11 protein-coding genes are annotated in these 16748 nt (G+C 48.6%); 10 read left to right on the plus strand and 1 reads right to left on the minus strand.

Going from position 1 to position 16748, the window contains the following annotated elements:
* Nucleotides 1-89 precede the first annotated feature (89 nt).
* Nucleotides 90-4112: a calcium-binding protein gene (locus AB8599_RS08110; protein ID WP_407330398.1), complete on the minus strand. Its 4023-nt coding sequence runs from the start codon at nt 4110-4112 to the stop codon at nt 90-92.
* A 454-nt stretch (nt 4113-4566) separates the two neighbouring features.
* On the opposite strand from AB8599_RS08110, the gene AB8599_RS08115 reads away from it, so the two are divergent.
* The 10 genes from AB8599_RS08115 to AB8599_RS08160 all read left to right on the plus strand — a co-directional run bounded on the left by AB8599_RS08115 (nt 4567) and on the right by AB8599_RS08160 (nt 16742).
* Entirely contained in the window at nt 4567-5289 is a 723-nt protein-coding gene (locus AB8599_RS08115) for a response regulator (protein WP_407330399.1), read from the plus strand.
* Nucleotides 5279-6721, plus strand: coding sequence for an ATP-binding protein (locus tag AB8599_RS08120; RefSeq protein ID WP_407330400.1), 1443 nt, complete (start codon nt 5279-5281; stop codon nt 6719-6721). The genes AB8599_RS08115 and AB8599_RS08120 overlap by 11 nt, the downstream gene beginning before the upstream one ends.
* Nucleotides 6718-8037 carry an ABC transporter substrate-binding protein gene (locus AB8599_RS08125; RefSeq protein WP_407330401.1) on the plus strand — a complete coding sequence of 440 codons (1320 nt, stop codon included), beginning with the start codon at nt 6718-6720 and terminating at the stop codon, nt 8035-8037. Before AB8599_RS08120 ends, AB8599_RS08125 begins: the two co-directional genes overlap by 4 nt.
* A gap of 258 nt (nt 8038-8295) precedes the next feature.
* Nucleotides 8296-8832, plus strand: coding sequence for a hypothetical protein (locus AB8599_RS08130; protein ID WP_407330402.1), 537 nt, complete (start codon nt 8296-8298; stop codon nt 8830-8832).
* 164 nt (nt 8833-8996) lie between these two features.
* Nucleotides 8997-10640: a pyridoxal-dependent aspartate 1-decarboxylase PanP gene (gene panP, locus AB8599_RS08135; RefSeq protein ID WP_407330403.1), complete on the plus strand. Its 1644-nt coding sequence runs from the start codon at nt 8997-8999 to the stop codon at nt 10638-10640.
* A gap of 148 nt (nt 10641-10788) precedes the next feature.
* Nucleotides 10789-11796, plus strand: a complete 1008-nt coding sequence (locus tag AB8599_RS08140) for a LysR family transcriptional regulator (RefSeq protein ID WP_407330404.1) — start codon at nt 10789-10791, stop codon at nt 11794-11796.
* Nucleotides 11797-12077: 281 nt separating this feature from the next.
* Nucleotides 12078-13448, plus strand: a complete 1371-nt coding sequence (locus tag AB8599_RS08145) for a glutamine synthetase family protein (protein WP_407330405.1) — start codon at nt 12078-12080, stop codon at nt 13446-13448.
* 9 nt (nt 13449-13457) lie between these two features.
* Nucleotides 13458-14843 carry an aldehyde dehydrogenase family protein gene (locus AB8599_RS08150; protein ID WP_407330406.1) on the plus strand — a complete coding sequence of 462 codons (1386 nt, stop codon included), beginning with the start codon at nt 13458-13460 and terminating at the stop codon, nt 14841-14843.
* A gap of 9 nt (nt 14844-14852) precedes the next feature.
* On the plus strand, nt 14853-16019 hold the full coding sequence (locus AB8599_RS08155; RefSeq protein ID WP_407330407.1) for an iron-containing alcohol dehydrogenase: 1167 nt from the start codon (nt 14853-14855) through the stop codon (nt 16017-16019).
* A 9-nt stretch (nt 16020-16028) separates the two neighbouring features.
* The gene (locus AB8599_RS08160; RefSeq protein ID WP_407330408.1) at nt 16029-16742 is read left to right on the plus strand and encodes a glutamine amidotransferase-related protein; all 714 of its coding nucleotides are present in this window, start codon (nt 16029-16031) and stop codon (nt 16740-16742) included.
* The last annotated feature ends 6 nt before the right edge of the window (nt 16743-16748 follow it).

The raw sequence follows: 16748 nt of genomic DNA on the forward strand, positions 1-16748 counted from the left end.
CCCCTCTTAAAAACAAACCCCGGCAGCCTAGCCGGGGTTTTTATTTGTGTCACTATCTCGCTGAACACTTTATTGTTCAGCAGACATATCTAGAAGCTGTTAATGAGGATCTTATTCTCTTCCAGCATATTACTGATCACATCTTGTCCTGTTGAATTCACTGGCATGTCGAACGCATCAGCCAAATCAGCTACCGACAAATTGCTGAAAGTGATTTGTTGATCAACATCTTCACCGTTCGATGCGAGAGACAATGTTGCTTCGTTTTCCTCGTTATTTTCCAAGGCAACAAGGTAACTGCTGAGGTCTTCGCTTTCGATGGTATCGAGTAAGTCACTGAAATCGAGCAGGTCGAGAGACGGCGAATAATCCTTGATGACATCAACAGTCCCCTCACCCCCATCTTGTTTGAGGAAGACGAAGGTATCTGATCCTTCACCACCATACATGCTGTCAGATCCCGCCCCCCCCGAAATCAGGTCGTTGCCCAGGCCACCATCAATTATATCGTTACCTGCCAAACCATTAATCTCATTGTCATCGCTGTTACCCACCAGCAAGTTGCTGCCAGCAGTACCGTCGATGACGGCGTCAAATGCGAGGTCATTGAGGACATCGTCTGCGTCTTCTCCCGCCACGATATCGAAGGTCGCGTCTGTCATATCACCAATATCGTTTTCCAGTTTCAGATCGAAGTGCTCCAGCGCTTCTTCTGCTACGGCACTAGAATTGAGATGGTAGGCGTATTCACCTTCAATGTGACGAGGGTCGTCTTTACCAAACACAGTCAACTCACCATGCTCAGTTTGAATCACGACCGTTGAATCTGACACTTCATAAACGGTGCTATCAAGTTGTATGGATTTAATATGCCAGTGGCCAATCGTATTGTCTTCACTCAGCAGACTACCTGTTGCAAGGAAACTGCCGTCAAGCTGCGCGACAACAGCTTGCTCTTCAACTGCAAGCACACCGTCGACACTGAGCATTTCAGCAAAGTCTTCATCGCTGACAAACTCGATGTTACTTTCGGTGATGTCTTCCACATCGACGTTTTCCAGTCGAAGCGAATAATCACCAATGGTAAGCACGGTATCCGCCCCATCTTGAGCCAAGCCAAGCGCTGCAAGTGACAGCATGCCAATTGAACGAGGTATAACGATTTTGTCATCTCTCGCACTGAAATCGACAACCGTATCATTACCCTTGCCGTCATAGGCGACGACGTTATTGCCGCTGCCTAACTGGATGGCGTTGTTTCCTTCACCACCATAAGCGATATCACTGCCGCTACTGCCAGACAGAACGTCATTGCCGTCACCACCTAGCATCAAGTCGTCACCGCTACCGCCATTAATATCGTCATTACCGCGACCACCGACCAGTGTGTCATTGTCATTAGCGCCAGACAACTTATCGTTGCCATCACCGCCAAAAACAACATCGTCACCTTCACTGCCTGACAAGATATCATCACCTTTGCCACCTTTGACGATGTCGTTGCCAACACCACCGTAAGCAATGTCGTTACCATCTCCACCGGAGATATTGTCGCTTCCTTCCGCGCCGTAGAGCTTGTCATCACCAAGGCCGCCTTTCAGTGTATCGTTTCCTTCACCGCCTTGGAGTTCATCATTGCCACGCCCCCCTAACAAGACATCGTTACCTTCATCACCGTGAATAACGTCATTGCCTCTACCGCCATTTAACGTGTCATTGCCTTCGCCGCCGTCCAATTCATCTGCGCCTTTACCACCAAAAAGCATATCGTCGCCGGATTCGCCAATCAGCAGATCATTACCTAAACCGCCATAGAGGGCATCGTCGCCTGTACCACCTTTCAATTCATCGTTGCCACGGCCACCGTTTAACACATCATCACCAGCATCACCTTTCAGGTAATCACTGCCTTTACCTCCATAAATAGCATCATCGTCAGCACCACCAAAGATCCGGTCAGCGCCGAGGCCACCGTATAGCTGGTCATTGCCGCTACCGCCGTAAACCTCGTCGTTGCCCTGTCCTCCACGGGCAATGTCATCGCCGCTACCGCCTTGAAGCACATCTTTACCTTTGCCGCCATTCAATGTGTCTTTACCATCGCCGCCATAAAGTGCGTCAGCACCTAGGCCACCCTTGAGGAAGTCGTTGCCGAGGCCGCCTTGCAATTCGTCGTTACCACGACCACCGACAAGCAGATCATCCCCAATGCCACCATTCAGGTAATCCGCACCGCGACCGCCGTTTAAAGTGTCATTACCCGTTTCGCCGAAAATAAGGTCATTGCCATTACCACCACTGATAACATCCGCATTGCCAGTGAATTCATAAACAATGCCATCGACCTGGACGGTTTCGTATATTTCAGTAATCGAAATGCCGTCGATGAGAGCGCCGTAGCTGTCCGATTTACCTTCACCTTGCAGCGTAACGGTAATGTTCTCTGTGCCAACTGGCACAACAAATAAGGCGTCGTAAGACACAAAGCTCGCATTTGACTGCGTATTATCAAAATATTGGTTATAAATGACATTGCCACCTTGATCGGTGATCGTCACAGAGAAGGGACTGGTTTCGGTGTCGCCGCCTTTATAGCGATTGGCATAGTCAAAACTCAACTCAAGGGGGATTTCATCATTTTGAGCAATGGATTCAACATTGATTGTCTGCTGCACCGTTGCGTTCTTATTGGTATCTAACTCCATCACCGTGTTGGTGTTGTCATTAGATGGCCCGCCGCCGAAACCGCCTTGTTGCAGTTCCATTTTAACGTTATCTGGCGTACTCCAACCTGCAACGTCTCCATCATTGAACAAACCCCATTTGGCGCCTGCATTGTCACCCCACGCTTCAAAGTCACCATTGAATACTAGATTGTCTCCGCGGGTAGCGTTACCACTGCTGTCGCCATTGTCGCCATAAAGAACGTCATTACCTCTGCCACCGTTCAGCGTGTCGTTGCCGTCGCCACCTTTCATTTCATCTTTGCCATTACCACCGAACAACGCATCATCGCCAGCATCACCTTTGATGTAATCACTACCGTTTCCGCCTCTTACGGTGTCATTGTCGTCACCGCCAAACAGGCGATCTGCACCATTGCCACCATTCAGAATGTCGTCGCCTTGAGCGCCATAAATCTCATCTTGCCCTTTACCACCTGACAAGGTGTCATCGCCATTGCCGCCTTGAAGTAAATCGTTACCTCGACCGCCATTTAAGGTGTCATTACCGTCACCACCAAAAAGGCTATCCGCGCCACGTCCACCGAAGAGTTGATCGTCACCCGTGCCGCCTTGTAATTCGTCACTTCCCCGTCCGCCCTTGAGAACGTCATCACCTGAACCGCCGTTCAGGAGATCATCACCACGTTGTCCAAGCAGCGTATCATCGCCTTCTTCGCCATAAACAACGTCATCACCATCGCCAGCTTTTATGGTGTCGTTGTCCGTGCTAACAACCGCTTGGATAGCGGAAACATCAAACAGAACATCATCATAATCGCGGTCGCCTAAGCCCCATAAGTCTTCCCATCCCGATGTTTCACCATCAAATCGCTCGTGGTCTCCACCATCGCCATTAAGTTCTGAATTGGATACAAAGACATTGGCGCTAACGCCATCTTGAACAACTTGAGGGGGGCTAGAAACAAGATCGAGTTCGACCAATCCGTTGTCAAAGCCAAGGTTGTAGCCATTAGGGACGAGAAACATACCGACAGCATCAGCGTTTAAAGCAGGTGTGATTGTCACCGAAGCGCTTGATACTTCTTTGACATTATCAGCCAAAATTTGTGCTTCAAGTACGAGCCCATTTTCGTCGAGCACGTAGTAACCTATACTACTTTTGAAACCCGCCGAGCTTGCAATACTGCTTAACTCAAGCTTGATGGGCCCATCGCCTTGAATGCTGAATAGGCTGCTGTCATTCGCATGTGATAGCTGAACGTCAGCTGGGGAAGGCGCAGTGTCACTGCCGTTACCCATCACGACATCGTCACCACCACCAGCAGTGATCACGTCATCACCCAAGCCACCATAGATCTTATCGTTGAGCGCAGAGCCTGCAATCACGTCATCAGATTGCGTACCGTAAACAATCTCATCTGCCATTAAAATCACCTAGAGTCATTAACCTTTTTTCCTTGGTTAAAACTTAGACGTAATAGATCGATGCTCCAAATATGCAATATGAGTCTCATTTATGGAATGCGATAACATAAAGAGGCAACTGAAAGTAAGCGTTCTAATTGATTGAAATATTACAAGTAATTTTGAGCAATCTGATGTGTATTGCGAATAGGTCGAATATGACCAGAAATAAAAAATGTTAAAAATATTTTTACGTCGGTTAAAAAATGGGCAAAAGCTTATTTTTGCTAGGCAGCTAGCCATTAAATCTGCCCGTAAAGTCTGCGATTTTTCAGAGCCCATCACCGTTCAGTCATTCATCAAGCCTAATTTGTTTCGTCACTAACTCCTTAATTTGCGCGTTTCGCGCTAGCACTCCCCCTTATTCTCTAAGATAATACGTGGCTTACGCAGAAGAATAAGAGGTACACCTTCAATGGTTAATCAGAAGCGGATCCTAGTGGTGGATGACGATTTAGAAATCCGCGAACTGCTTCAGGAATACTTGTCCAAATCCGGTTATAGCGTCACAACGGCGCAAAACGGACAAGAAATGAAAGCCAAGCTTGCTGTGCAGTATCCCGACCTTATTCTTCTCGATGTCATGCTACCGGGTGACGACGGCTTTACGCTGTGTAAATACGTTCGACAGGATTCCAGTGTCCCGATCATTATGCTGACGGCGGTATCTGATGAAATGGATCAGATCATTGGGCTAGAGCTCGGGGCGGACGATTACATTGCCAAGCCGTTTAGTCCGAGGCAGCTTATCGCGCGAATTCGTGCCTTGCTTCGCCGCACACAGCAGCTACAAGAAACCACCATGTCGAAGCCAAAAGCAATTCGCTTTGCACAATGGCGACTTGACCCTGTCAGTCAACGTCTCAACCATCAAGTCACAGGGCAAGATGTGGAAATGACATCTGCCGATTTTGCACTGCTGATGCTGTTTATCGAAAACCCACACACCATGCTGGATCGCAATGCCATTTCTAATGCAACGCGAGGCCGAGAAGCGCAGCCGCAAGAGCGCGGGATTGATGTGCAAGTCAGTCGTCTTCGCCAACGTCTAAAAGACAACGGTCGTCAATCCACCATCATCAAAACGGTTCGCGGTAACGGCTACATTTTCGTTGCAGATATCACCTATGAATCTTAAACAGTATTTCTGGCCGCGTTCGCTACTCTCGCGAACGCTCATCTTAACGGTTCTGTCGGTGATACTCGCGCAGAGCATTGCCAGCTTCTATTGGTATACCCAGTCTAAACAGCGCGAAGTCGATGGTCTAAAAGCCGCGTCAGAAAGCATGGCGCAGATGTTTGCCTCCACCACCACATTTTTTCAGTCTCTGCCTGTCGAGTACCGTCATATCGCTCTCGATCAGCTCCGAAACATGGGAGGCGCGCGCTTCTTCGTATCGTTTAATACGGAAGAGATCCGCATTGAGCCCGTTGAGGAAAGCTTTGCTAAACGCGAAGCCGTCAAAACCATTGAAGATGTATTGCGAAAAGAACTACCAACGGTCGATGCGATTCATGTTGAATTCTCTCGCCCTGAAACGCTTCGCGTGCTGAATAACAGTTTGTTGCTCTCCGATCTCCCCAAATCGTGGGCACATCATACCTTGAGCATGGAGCCGCTTAATCCGCCGATTTTGGTGGTACAAATTGAGCTCACCAAAGATCAATGGGTGTACATCGCCGCCGTGTTACCTGCGCCGTATATCACGCTCGAAAATGACTTAGTCAACGCCGATCAAATCGTGTTTCTGTTTGCGATCACTACCCTACTGCTCGTGTTCACCTTTACGCTTATCCGCAATCAAACCCGCCCACTTAAACGCTTGGCACAAGCGGCAAACCGTCTGAGCACTGACATAGAACAACCAGAATTAGTAGAAGAAGGCGCAAGCGAAATCACAACTGTGACCCGCGCATTTAACTTGATGCAAAAACGCCTGCAACGTTATATGCATGACCGAGAAAAGTTATTCGGCGCAATTTCTCACGATTTAAAAACCCCAATCACACGGCTACGTCTGCGCGCAGAGTTGATTGATGATGAAGTGCAAGCGGCCAAAATCAACAAAGATTTGGATGAACTCGAAATCATGGTGAAAGGCGCACTACAAACGGTGAAAGACACTGACATCCATGAGAACGTTACCCAAATCGATGTATTGAAAATTATCACTAGCATTGCCGAAATCCACAATCAACAACGCCAACGTGTGATTATTCGTGGCGAACAGAAACAGCCCTTCAGTTGCAAACCGCTCGCGTTCAAGCGCTGTTTAACTAACCTTATCGACAACGGGGTGAAATATGGCGATGAAGTCGTTGTCTACGTTCATGACAGTGACAATTCACTCGACATCACCTTGCTCGACAACGGACCCGGCATTCCAGATGAATTTCTGAAAAAGGTATTTGACCCGTACTTCCGGTTGCATACCGACCTTCATGGCACAGGACTCGGCCTTGGCATTGCCAAAAATATCATTCGTGCACACGGCGGCGAGTTAATCTTGTCTAATCGCGCCAGTGGCGGACTTCAAATTGATATCGCGTTCCCGAAGGTAGACCAATGAAACTTGTGCTTTTCACACTCGCATTAAGTCTCGCTTTACCCGTTGCCGCAGAAAGCATTGGCGATCAACATCCCATCTTTGACGGCGCAAACCGTCCCGAAAACATCAATAAAACAGGTGACAGCAGCAACGAAGTGGAGGTCCTTCACTGGTGGACAAGTGGCGGTGAAGCGCTGTCAGTGAATGCGCTGAAAGAGATGATGGAAGAAAAAGGTCACAAATGGAAAGATTTTGCTGTGGCGGGACGTGCCGGTGAAAGCGCGATCAACACACTTCGAATTCGCGCGTTGTCGGGAAACCCTCCGGATGTGGCACAAATCAAAGGCCCAGAGATTCAAGAGTGGGGAACACTGGGCTTTCTTACCAACATAGATGATGTGGCTGAAGAGCAACGCTGGAGTGAACTCGTTCCCGCACGCGTATCTGATTACTTAAAAGTCGATGGTCACTACGTTGCTGCCCCGTTCAACATTCACCGCGTCAATTGGCTTTGGGCAAACCCTGAAGTATTTGCCAAAGCCGGTGCTAAGCTGCCCCAAACGCTGGACGATTTTTTTGTCGCCGCGGAAAAAATCAAAGCGGCAGGTTTCATTCCACTGGCGTTAGGCAGCGAAGCATGGCAAGAGACCACTTTGTTTGAATCCATTGCCTTAGCGGTGATGGGAACCGATGATTTTCGCAAGGCATTTACTGAGCACAACTCCGATCTACTTACTGGCGAAAAAATGCGAGAAACCCTGCTAACGCTCCGTCGCATGAAGCTTTACACCGACGCCGATAGCCCGGGAAGAAATTGGAGCGATACCACGTCACTGGTCATCGAAGGCAAAGCCGCCATGCAAATGATGGGGGACTGGGCGAAAGGTGAATTTCTCGCAGCCAAAAAGGTGTTCGGCAAAGATTATGTATGTATACCGGCTCCCGGCACTGCCAATCAATTTTCCTTTAATATCGACAGTTTTGTGTTTTTCAAAAACAGTGATCCACAGAAAACGGCATCACAGAAGGAGCTCGCAAAGCTGATTCTAGATCCTGGTTTTCAGCGAGAATTCAACCGAAGCAAAGGATCTATTCCTGTGCGTGTTGATATAGACATGACCAGCTTCGATCCCTGCGCACAAGATGCTATGCAAGCTTTTCTCCGTGCAGCCACAACCGACAACTTGGTCGCCAGTTTGTCGCACAATATGGCGATTGGCCGCGCTTCTCAAGTGGCGCTGTTTGATGTAATTTCACGCTACTACAATAACGATGAAGTCGATATCGATGAAACGATGCGTCATATTCGTGCAGCCGTATTAGCTGACAAACTGTAATGTTTTACGCGAACGTTTCAGACTACATCTAGCTCACACATACTCCGTCGTAAGCTCGCGAGGATATAAACAGATGACGACACACAATAAATGAGCTGTGTCAGCAAACCACAAGCCCTGCCAACGATTGAGCGAGCATTGAAATTTTCTCGATGAAACATGCACCTTGAGGAAATTTGGGTATACCATTACCATGACAACAATAAAAATAAGCCGTTCTTCAACGGCTATTACCTTCGATTAAAAAGGATTTGCGAAATGAGTCGTTCAGCCCTGCTTCTTTTAGCTACTCTTCTTCCTGGAATCGCTGTCGCCAAGGACATCAATCAAATCGATCCATTATGCGCCACTCAGAAATATCATAACTATGTGAACGCTTCGATTGCGTGGTATGAGAGCCTGGTTGATCTGACGATAGAAAAAGATCCTAAGCTAGATGATGTCGCAAATTGGTTCCTCGAAGGCCGTCGCAATCACTTCATGTTGAATGATGCAGCCTTTGATTATTATGTAGAAAATGACCCAAGCAAGCTCAACTTTGACGCGCCGGTAGAATCTTGGTTGAACCTCACCCAAGAAGACATCAAAACACTGAGTAATTCATCAGGTGTACTGGCAGACGCCGCGAAAAAAGTGTTCGAATTCCGCCAAGGACAAGCACACCAAGGTAACTATGACCTTCGTTCTGCATTGGCAGATTTGCTCAGCCATCCCAAAGAAATTGAAGTGCCACTGAATCGCTACAACAGCGAAATGACACAGTTAGCTCAGACTCATTGTGATAAGCAGTCTTAGTCACACCCGATTTTTTAAGGCAGTTCAACGCGAACTGCCTCTTTATGCCCCGCGACGTGAGCAATCCCCGAAACATTGTCTTATCGGAACGCTGTATTGCAGTGTTGCCATCTCGCTCAACGTCGTGTAAACCCGGTCAATCATTCTTCGAGTAAGCATTTCAGATGGTCACTGATACCAAGAAGGCGGAAGCGTCATTAGAAAGCCTTCACCGCATTTTTACTGTGCCAGAAGCACCCCATTCCACGTTAGGCACGATAGAGCAAGCGATCTCGCAGAACCTCAACCGTTTCTTGCAAGATCACATCATTGCTACTGACTACTCGCTCAGTGACATAGAAAAAGATTTCTGCGATGCCAGTGTGCCGGAGCAACCCTCGTTCGTTTCCGACCACACAGAATTTCTGCTAGAAAAGTTGGTCGCGCAGTCGGTGCACACCTCGTCACCTCGCTTTATTGGCCACATGACATCAGCACTCCCCTATTTCCTGATGCCATTGTCTAAGATCATGATTGCACTCAATCAAAACACGGTGAAAATTGAAACCTCCAAGGCATTTACTCCCCTAGAACGCCAAGTTCTAGGTATGCTGCATAACTTGATCTATCAAGGTGACGACGCTTTCTACAACAACTGGATGCACAGCGCTGAACACTCGTTAGGCGCATTTTGTTCTGGCGGAACGATTGCCAACATCACCGCGCTTTGGGTGGCCCGAAACGCCGCACTCAAAGCTCAAGGCGATTTCAAAGGTGTTGCGGAAGAAGGGCTTTTCCGTGCAATGAAGCATTATGGTTACAACGATCTGGCGATTATCGTGTCAGAACGTGGTCACTATTCACTGAAAAAATCAGCGGACGTTTTAGGCATTGGCCGCGAATCACTGATCGCTATCCCAACTGATGAAAACAACCGTATCCGGATCGATAAATTGGAAGAAACGGTTGCGGCGCTGAAAGCCAAAAACATCAAACCCTTTGCACTTGTGGGCGTGGCAGGAACAACAGAAACAGGCAATATCGACCCATTAGACGCTATGGCGGACATTGCTGAGCGTGAAGGCATGCATTTTCACGTTGATGCAGCATGGGGCGGTGCGAGCTTACTGTCGAACAATCAACGTCCAAAATTGAAAGGCATTGAGCGCGCGGATTCCGTCACCATAGACGCGCACAAGCAAATGTACGTGCCTATGGGCGCAGGCATGGTGATATTCAAAGACCCCTCGTTGGTGTCTGCCATTGAACACCATGCCGATTACATCTTACGCAAAGGCTCAAAAGACCTCGGCAGCCACACCTTAGAGGGCTCTCGCGGTGGCATGGCAATGCTGTTATTTGCTAGTTTGAATATTATTGGCCGCCAAGGCTATGAACTGCTGATCGACCAAAGCGTTGAAAAAGCGAGCTACTTCGCTAACTTGATCGCTGAGCAGCCCGATTTTGAAGTGATCAGCGAACCTGAGCTGTGTTTGCTCACCTACCGGTATGTCCCCCAAGACGTCCGCCGAGCTTTTGCTATGGCGACGCCCGCTCAAAAAGAAGCCATTCACGAACAACTTAACGATCTGACGGTTTTCATTCAAAAACGACAACGTGAAGCGGGACAGAATTTTGTGTCGCGTACCACTTTAAAACCGGATCACCTTGACCGACGCCCTACTCATGTATTTCGTGTGGTCTTGGCCAACCCGCTCACCACAAAAGCAATCTTACAAGACGTGCTTGATGAACAGCGCGAAATCGCCAAACAAAGCACCCTCGCCTACCCAGAACTCATCACGATGGTGGAGCGTATTCTTGGTTAATATTGTCGTCGTTTTCAGATACTGACACACTGCCAATTGAATCTAGCCGCCTTGCGCGGCTTTTTCATTTTTGCGATAGCTAACTCACTGAAAAAACACCTTGCTTTCGCCTTGATTGCTACGCTTATACCCAGAAGCACGACAAGGAATGAGTCACACAGGAGAAGTGAAGATGCAGCCACTGGGGTTTGATTTAAAGGCACTGGATGTATTTGTGACAACAGCCAAAAGCGGCAACATGACAGCGGCCGCATCACAGCTTAGCCTTTCACAATCAGCGGTATCACAAATACTGGCGAACCTTGAAACTAACCTTGGTATAAAGCTGCTTGATCGCAGTGTACGTCCGGTGGAACTCACGGTCGCGGGGCGCTACTTTTATGATCAATCGGTACACCTTTTAGAACAGGCGTACAAAACCCAGCATGAAGTCACCAAAGGCAGTTTTGATAGGCTGCATTTGGTCAGAATCGCCATGGTTGATTCACTCGCCGCCACGGTCGGACATCCTTTGATAGAAGTCATCAAAAAGCACACCGAGAACTGGACCATGATGACGGGCTATTCACATCTCCACCAGCAAGGGCTGCTGAGTCGCAGCATTGATATTATTATTTCTGATGATGTGCTTCAAAAACAAGATAACCTCAGACGCTGCCAAATCCTCAAAGAACCCTTCGTTCTAGTCATACCCCGTCATTTCCACGAAAGATTCCCAGACCTATGTACTTCATTGCCCGCCTTGAGCAAGCATTTAGACATGGTGCGATACAGCGAACAAAGCCTTATTAGTCAATCCATTGAGACCTATCTGCATCAGCAGGGGTTAGATGTGCCCGATCGTATGCAACTCGACAACACGTATGCGGTTTTGTCCGCTGTGGCGCAAGGCTTGGGCTGGGCACTCACCACCCCGCTGTGCTTGATGCAGGGTGAACTTTTCAAACAACAAATCTCCTGTTTGCCACTACCCGAAAAAGACACATTTTTCAGATATCTGACACTCATTGCACGTCGCAACGAATTGGGAAATCTGCCTGAAACATTAGCAGATGACAGCTGCAAAATACTTCGCCAACACTATTTGGCCAAAATTCGCCAAGATCACCCCTGGCTGGATGGAAGAATCCGCATTGGTCGTTACTCTTCCGTCTAACGATACCCCCTACTATTAACACTGCTTATAGTACTACCTTAACTAACGTGATTGTTGTGGCAGTTTCTTTGCATCCTCTCCTACCTTAATTTCATTAGTCCGTTACCGAACACCAGACTCTGAACGTAAAGCCTGTGCTTCTGAACGGCTCAACTATCGTTGATCAGTACACGTTTTTAATCAGTCGGCAGCTGCTCAATGAAACGGAGTGATTTATCGAAGAGATGCAGCGATTTATCGAGCTGTTCGGCAAGCATACGATTGAAAAAATAGGAGCGGGAATGGAAGCGCGCGAAGTAAAAACAATGGCGGATGCAAAACGCATTGTTGAAGAAAGAAAACTCACTCATGTCAAAGTGGGACTTTTTGATAACGATGGCGTCATGCGCGGCAAGTATATGTCTAAAGAAAAGTTTTTCTCTTCACTGGACGGCGGTTTCGCGTTTTGCGATGTGGTTTTAGGCTGGGATGTGAAAGACCAGCTTTATGACAACGTGAAATTTACAGGCTGGCACACAGGATACCCAGACGCGCCTGCGCGGATCTTGCCAGAGACCTGCCGTGAAGTGCTCGACGAAGATGGCATGGTGTTATTTATCGCCGAATTTTCGGGCGCGGCTGAAGCAGTGTGCCCTCGCGCGACCCTAAGACGCGTATTGGATAAAGCTGAAGAGATGGGCTTTGACGCTTACGCCGCACTCGAATACGAATTCTTTATCTTTGATGAAACCCCTCAGTCAGTACGAGAAAAAGGCTATCGAAACCTGAAAACCATCACGCCAGATTGGTTCGGCTATTCAATGATCCGTAACTCAACCTACTCAGGGTTGTATAAAGCCATTCTCGCCATGAGTGAATCCATGGATTTCCCCATTGAAGGCATTCACTCTGAAACGGGCCCCGGCGTGATTGAAGCGGCGTTAGCTTATGACTCTGCTCTGAATGCCGCCGACAAAGCAGCATTATTCAAAACTTACATGAAGGTGCTCGCGCAAAAGAACGACATGATGGCGACCTTCATGGCCAAATGGAGTAATGATTATCCCGGCCAAAGCGGACACATCCACATTTCACTGCGAGACAAGGCAAGCGGAAAAAACGCCTTTTATGCGCCAGATGCCGAACTCAACATGAGCGATATCCAGCGCCACTTTTTGGCAGGCCAGCAACGTCTCATGCCACAGTTTCTTTGTATGATTGCCCCCTCCGTTAACAGCTACTCACGCATGATCCCCGGATTTTGGGCACCAACAGATGCAACGTGGGGCGTCGAAAATCGCACCACTTCGCTTCGTGTTATTCCCGGTTCCGAAAAATCTCAACGTATTGAATATCGTTTGGGCGCAGCCGACGCCAACCCATACCTCGCCCTTGCTGCGGCGCTGGCTTCTGGTCTTTATGGTATTGAACACAAACTCGAACCGTATGATCGCATCATCGGCAATGCGTATGAAATGACACACCCACAGGAGCTTCAACTGCCGCGCACCCTGTGGGAAGCCGCACAATCTTTCAAGCAATCAGATGCCGCCAAAGCCATTTTAGGCGAGGCGTTTGTTGAACACTTTGCCGCATCACGTGAATGGGAAGAAAGAGAATTCCGCAAGCACGTGACGGATTGGGAATTAGACCGTTACTTCGAAATTATCTAGGTGCTGAACATGGAACGTTTTCATACAATTACACCCATTGATGGCAGTGTTTATGTCGAGCGTCCTTACGCGACACCTGCTCATATCAACGAGACCTTGGAAAAAGCGCAAACCACACAAAAGCACTGGCAATCGTTGCCGTTAGAAGCCCGACAAGCCATTTGTCATAAAGCCGTCCAATGCTTCGTGGCAAACCAAGATGCTATTGCAGAAGAAATTACTTGGATGATGGGTCGGCCCATTGCCTATACCAAAGGCGAAGTGGCTGGTTTTGAAGAACGCGCTATGCACATGATCAAGATTGCACCCGACGCGCTAGCGCCGATCATGCTCCCCGAAAAACAAGGGTTTCGTCGCTATATTCAACGTGTTCCTCTTGGCACTGTCTTCGTGATTGCGCCTTGGAATTACCCCTATCTCACCGCGGTGAATGCAATTGTGCCTGCGTTACTGGCGGGCAATACCGTTGTGCTCAAGCATTCAGCACAAACACCACTTTGCGCAGAGCGTATGGTCGCCGCTTTTATAGAAGCAGGCATTCCCGAGGGCGTGTTCCAATATTTGCACCTTTCACATGCTGATACCGAAACCGTCATGCAGCAAGAAAGCATTCGTCACATTGCATTTACTGGCTCAGTACCGGGCGGCAAAGTGGTCGAACGCGCAGTGGCGGGAAGGTTTATCAGTACAGGGCTTGAACTGGGTGGCAAAGATCCCGCTTATATTCGCCACGACGCCGATATCAAAAATGCGGTAGACACCGTAATTGATGGCGCTTTCTTTAATTCAGGCCAATCATGCTGTGGCATGGAGCGCTTGTACGTTCATGAAAGTGTTTTTGACGATGTGGTCAGCCAATCCATCGATCTGGTTAAACAGTATCAGCTTGGCCGCCCCGATAACCCAAAAACCAACCTAGGGCCACTTGTCAGAACAGCATCGGCAGATTTTGTGCGCGGACAAACAGCCGAAGCCATTGCCCAAGGTGCGAAAGGGCTAATTGACGCAGCGGGCTTCCCGGCTGACCAATTGGGTACCCCCTATCTTGCCCCTCAGCTGCTCATTAACGTTAATCATTCAATGCGTGTCATGACGGAAGAAACCTTTGGGCCATTGCTTGGCATACAAAAAGTCAAAAACGATGAAGATGCGATTCGCTTAATGAATGACAGTGAATTTGGCTTAACGGCTGCCATTTTTACCCAAGACGAAACGCGTGGTGAACAACTGGCAGATCACGTTGATGCTGGCACTGTATTCCTGAATCGCTGCGACTATCTTGACCCCGCACTTGCGTGGGTTGGCGTGAAAAACAGCGGTCGTGGCTGCACACTGTCGCAAATCGGCTTCGAGCAGCTGACGCGTCCCAAATCTTTCCACTTCAAACGCATTTAGGAGCACGCCATGAGCATTTCTTCTTGGAATTACCCCACAGCGATGGTGACGGGGGAAGGTGCCATCGCCCAATTGCCCGATGCTTGTCAAAATCTGGGGATTCGTCGGCCTTTATTGGTCACCGACCCCGGTATTGCAGCTTTGCCCATGACAAAACAGATCATCGAACTGTGCCAACAATCAGGCGTCGAGCCAACGCTGTTTAGCCATGTACAAGGCAACCCAACAGGTCAGAATGTTGAAGACGGTAATCACGCCTTTGTAGATGGTAAGCATGACGGTGTGATTGCTCTTGGTGGTGGTTCAGCCCTTGATTGTGCCAAAGCGATTGCCTTGTCGGCACAACAATCACGTTCCTTGTGGGATTTTGAGGACGTGGGCGACAACTGGACGCTTGCCAATGAAGACAAAATTGCCCCTGTGATTGCTATTCCTACCACTGCGGGTACGGGTTCAGAGGTGGGTCGCGCATCCGTGATCACCAATGAGCAAGAAAAGCGCAAAATTATCATCTTCCATCCGGCGATGGTGCCGCAAAAAGTCATCCTCGATCCTGCATTAACCGTTGGGCTTCCTGCCCACATCACGGCTGCCACTGGCATGGATGCCCTATCACACAACCTTGAAGCATTATGTTCGCCGTTTTATCACCCAATGGCGGAAGGGATTGCGATTGAAGGCATTCGATTAGTCAAAAACTATTTACCTATCGCGGTTGAGAACGGCGCAGACATCGAAGCGCGTACTCAAATGCTTGTTGCATCCAGCATGGGTGCAACCGCCTTTCAAAAAGGATTAGGCGCGATGCATGCTATCGCACATAGCCTTGGCGCGCTTTATAACAGCCACCATGGTTTGCTTAACGCCATTTTGATGCCCTATGTGCTTAATGCCAACCGTGACCAGATTGAAGAGAAAATGACGCGACTGGCTCACTACCTTGATCTCGACATCCAAGGTTCGGGCACAGATGCCGTCTTGAGTTGGGTATTGGCACTCAGAAAATCGGTCGGCATCCCGCATACCTTGAGTGAAATTGGCATCACTGAGTCCGATGCGGAATTAGTCGGCAACATGGCGCTGCATGACCCATCAGCAAGCGGCAACCCTATTTCATTTACCGCCGCGCAATACAGCCAGTTGTTCTCAGATGCTGTGAATGGAAAAGGCGTATAGCGAGGAATTATGCAGGTAGGCATTTTAGTTTGTGATGATGTAAAGGCCGAACTTCAGCCAGTACATAACAACTACCCGGACATGTTTGCCGCGATTTTACTACGCGCAGACCCCAGTCTTTCGCTGCAGTTTTATCGTGTTATTGATGGTGAATACCCAAACAACATTGATGACTGCGATGGCTACATCATCTCCGGTAGTCGTTATAGCGTTTATGACGACTTGCCGTGGATAAAGACCTTTGAAGCCTTTGTTCGTACCCTTTTTGCGCAAGGAAAGCCAACGGTGGGTATTTGTTTTGGTCATCAAATGATGGCCAGAGCATTAGGCGGAGAAGTCGCACGTTCTGATCGCGGTTGGGGCGTCGGTATTGCCACCAGCGAGCTAAAAACTAAACCAGACTGGATTGAAACCGACACCAAGGATTTTTCCTTGGTGGTCAGCCATCAAGATCAAGTTATCTCTTTGCCTGAACAAGGAAAGAACCTTGCAGGGAATGAATTTTGCCCAATCGGCATGTTCACGGTGGACAATCACTTTCTTGCCATTCAAGGCCACCCAGAATTCAGTCGTGCCTATTCTTTCGACCTCATGGAAGCAAGGCGAGACCGCATTCCCGAAGCTGTCATCGATAATGGTCAGGCGTCACTGACCCAGCTCCCCGACAGCGACAATGTCACCAAATGGCTACTGAACTTCTTGCGCCAAGCGGCGATCAATTAACCCAGT

This window comes from Enterovibrio litoreus, assembly GCF_045679545.1.
Classification (GTDB): Bacteria; Pseudomonadota; Gammaproteobacteria; order Enterobacterales; family Vibrionaceae; genus Enterovibrio.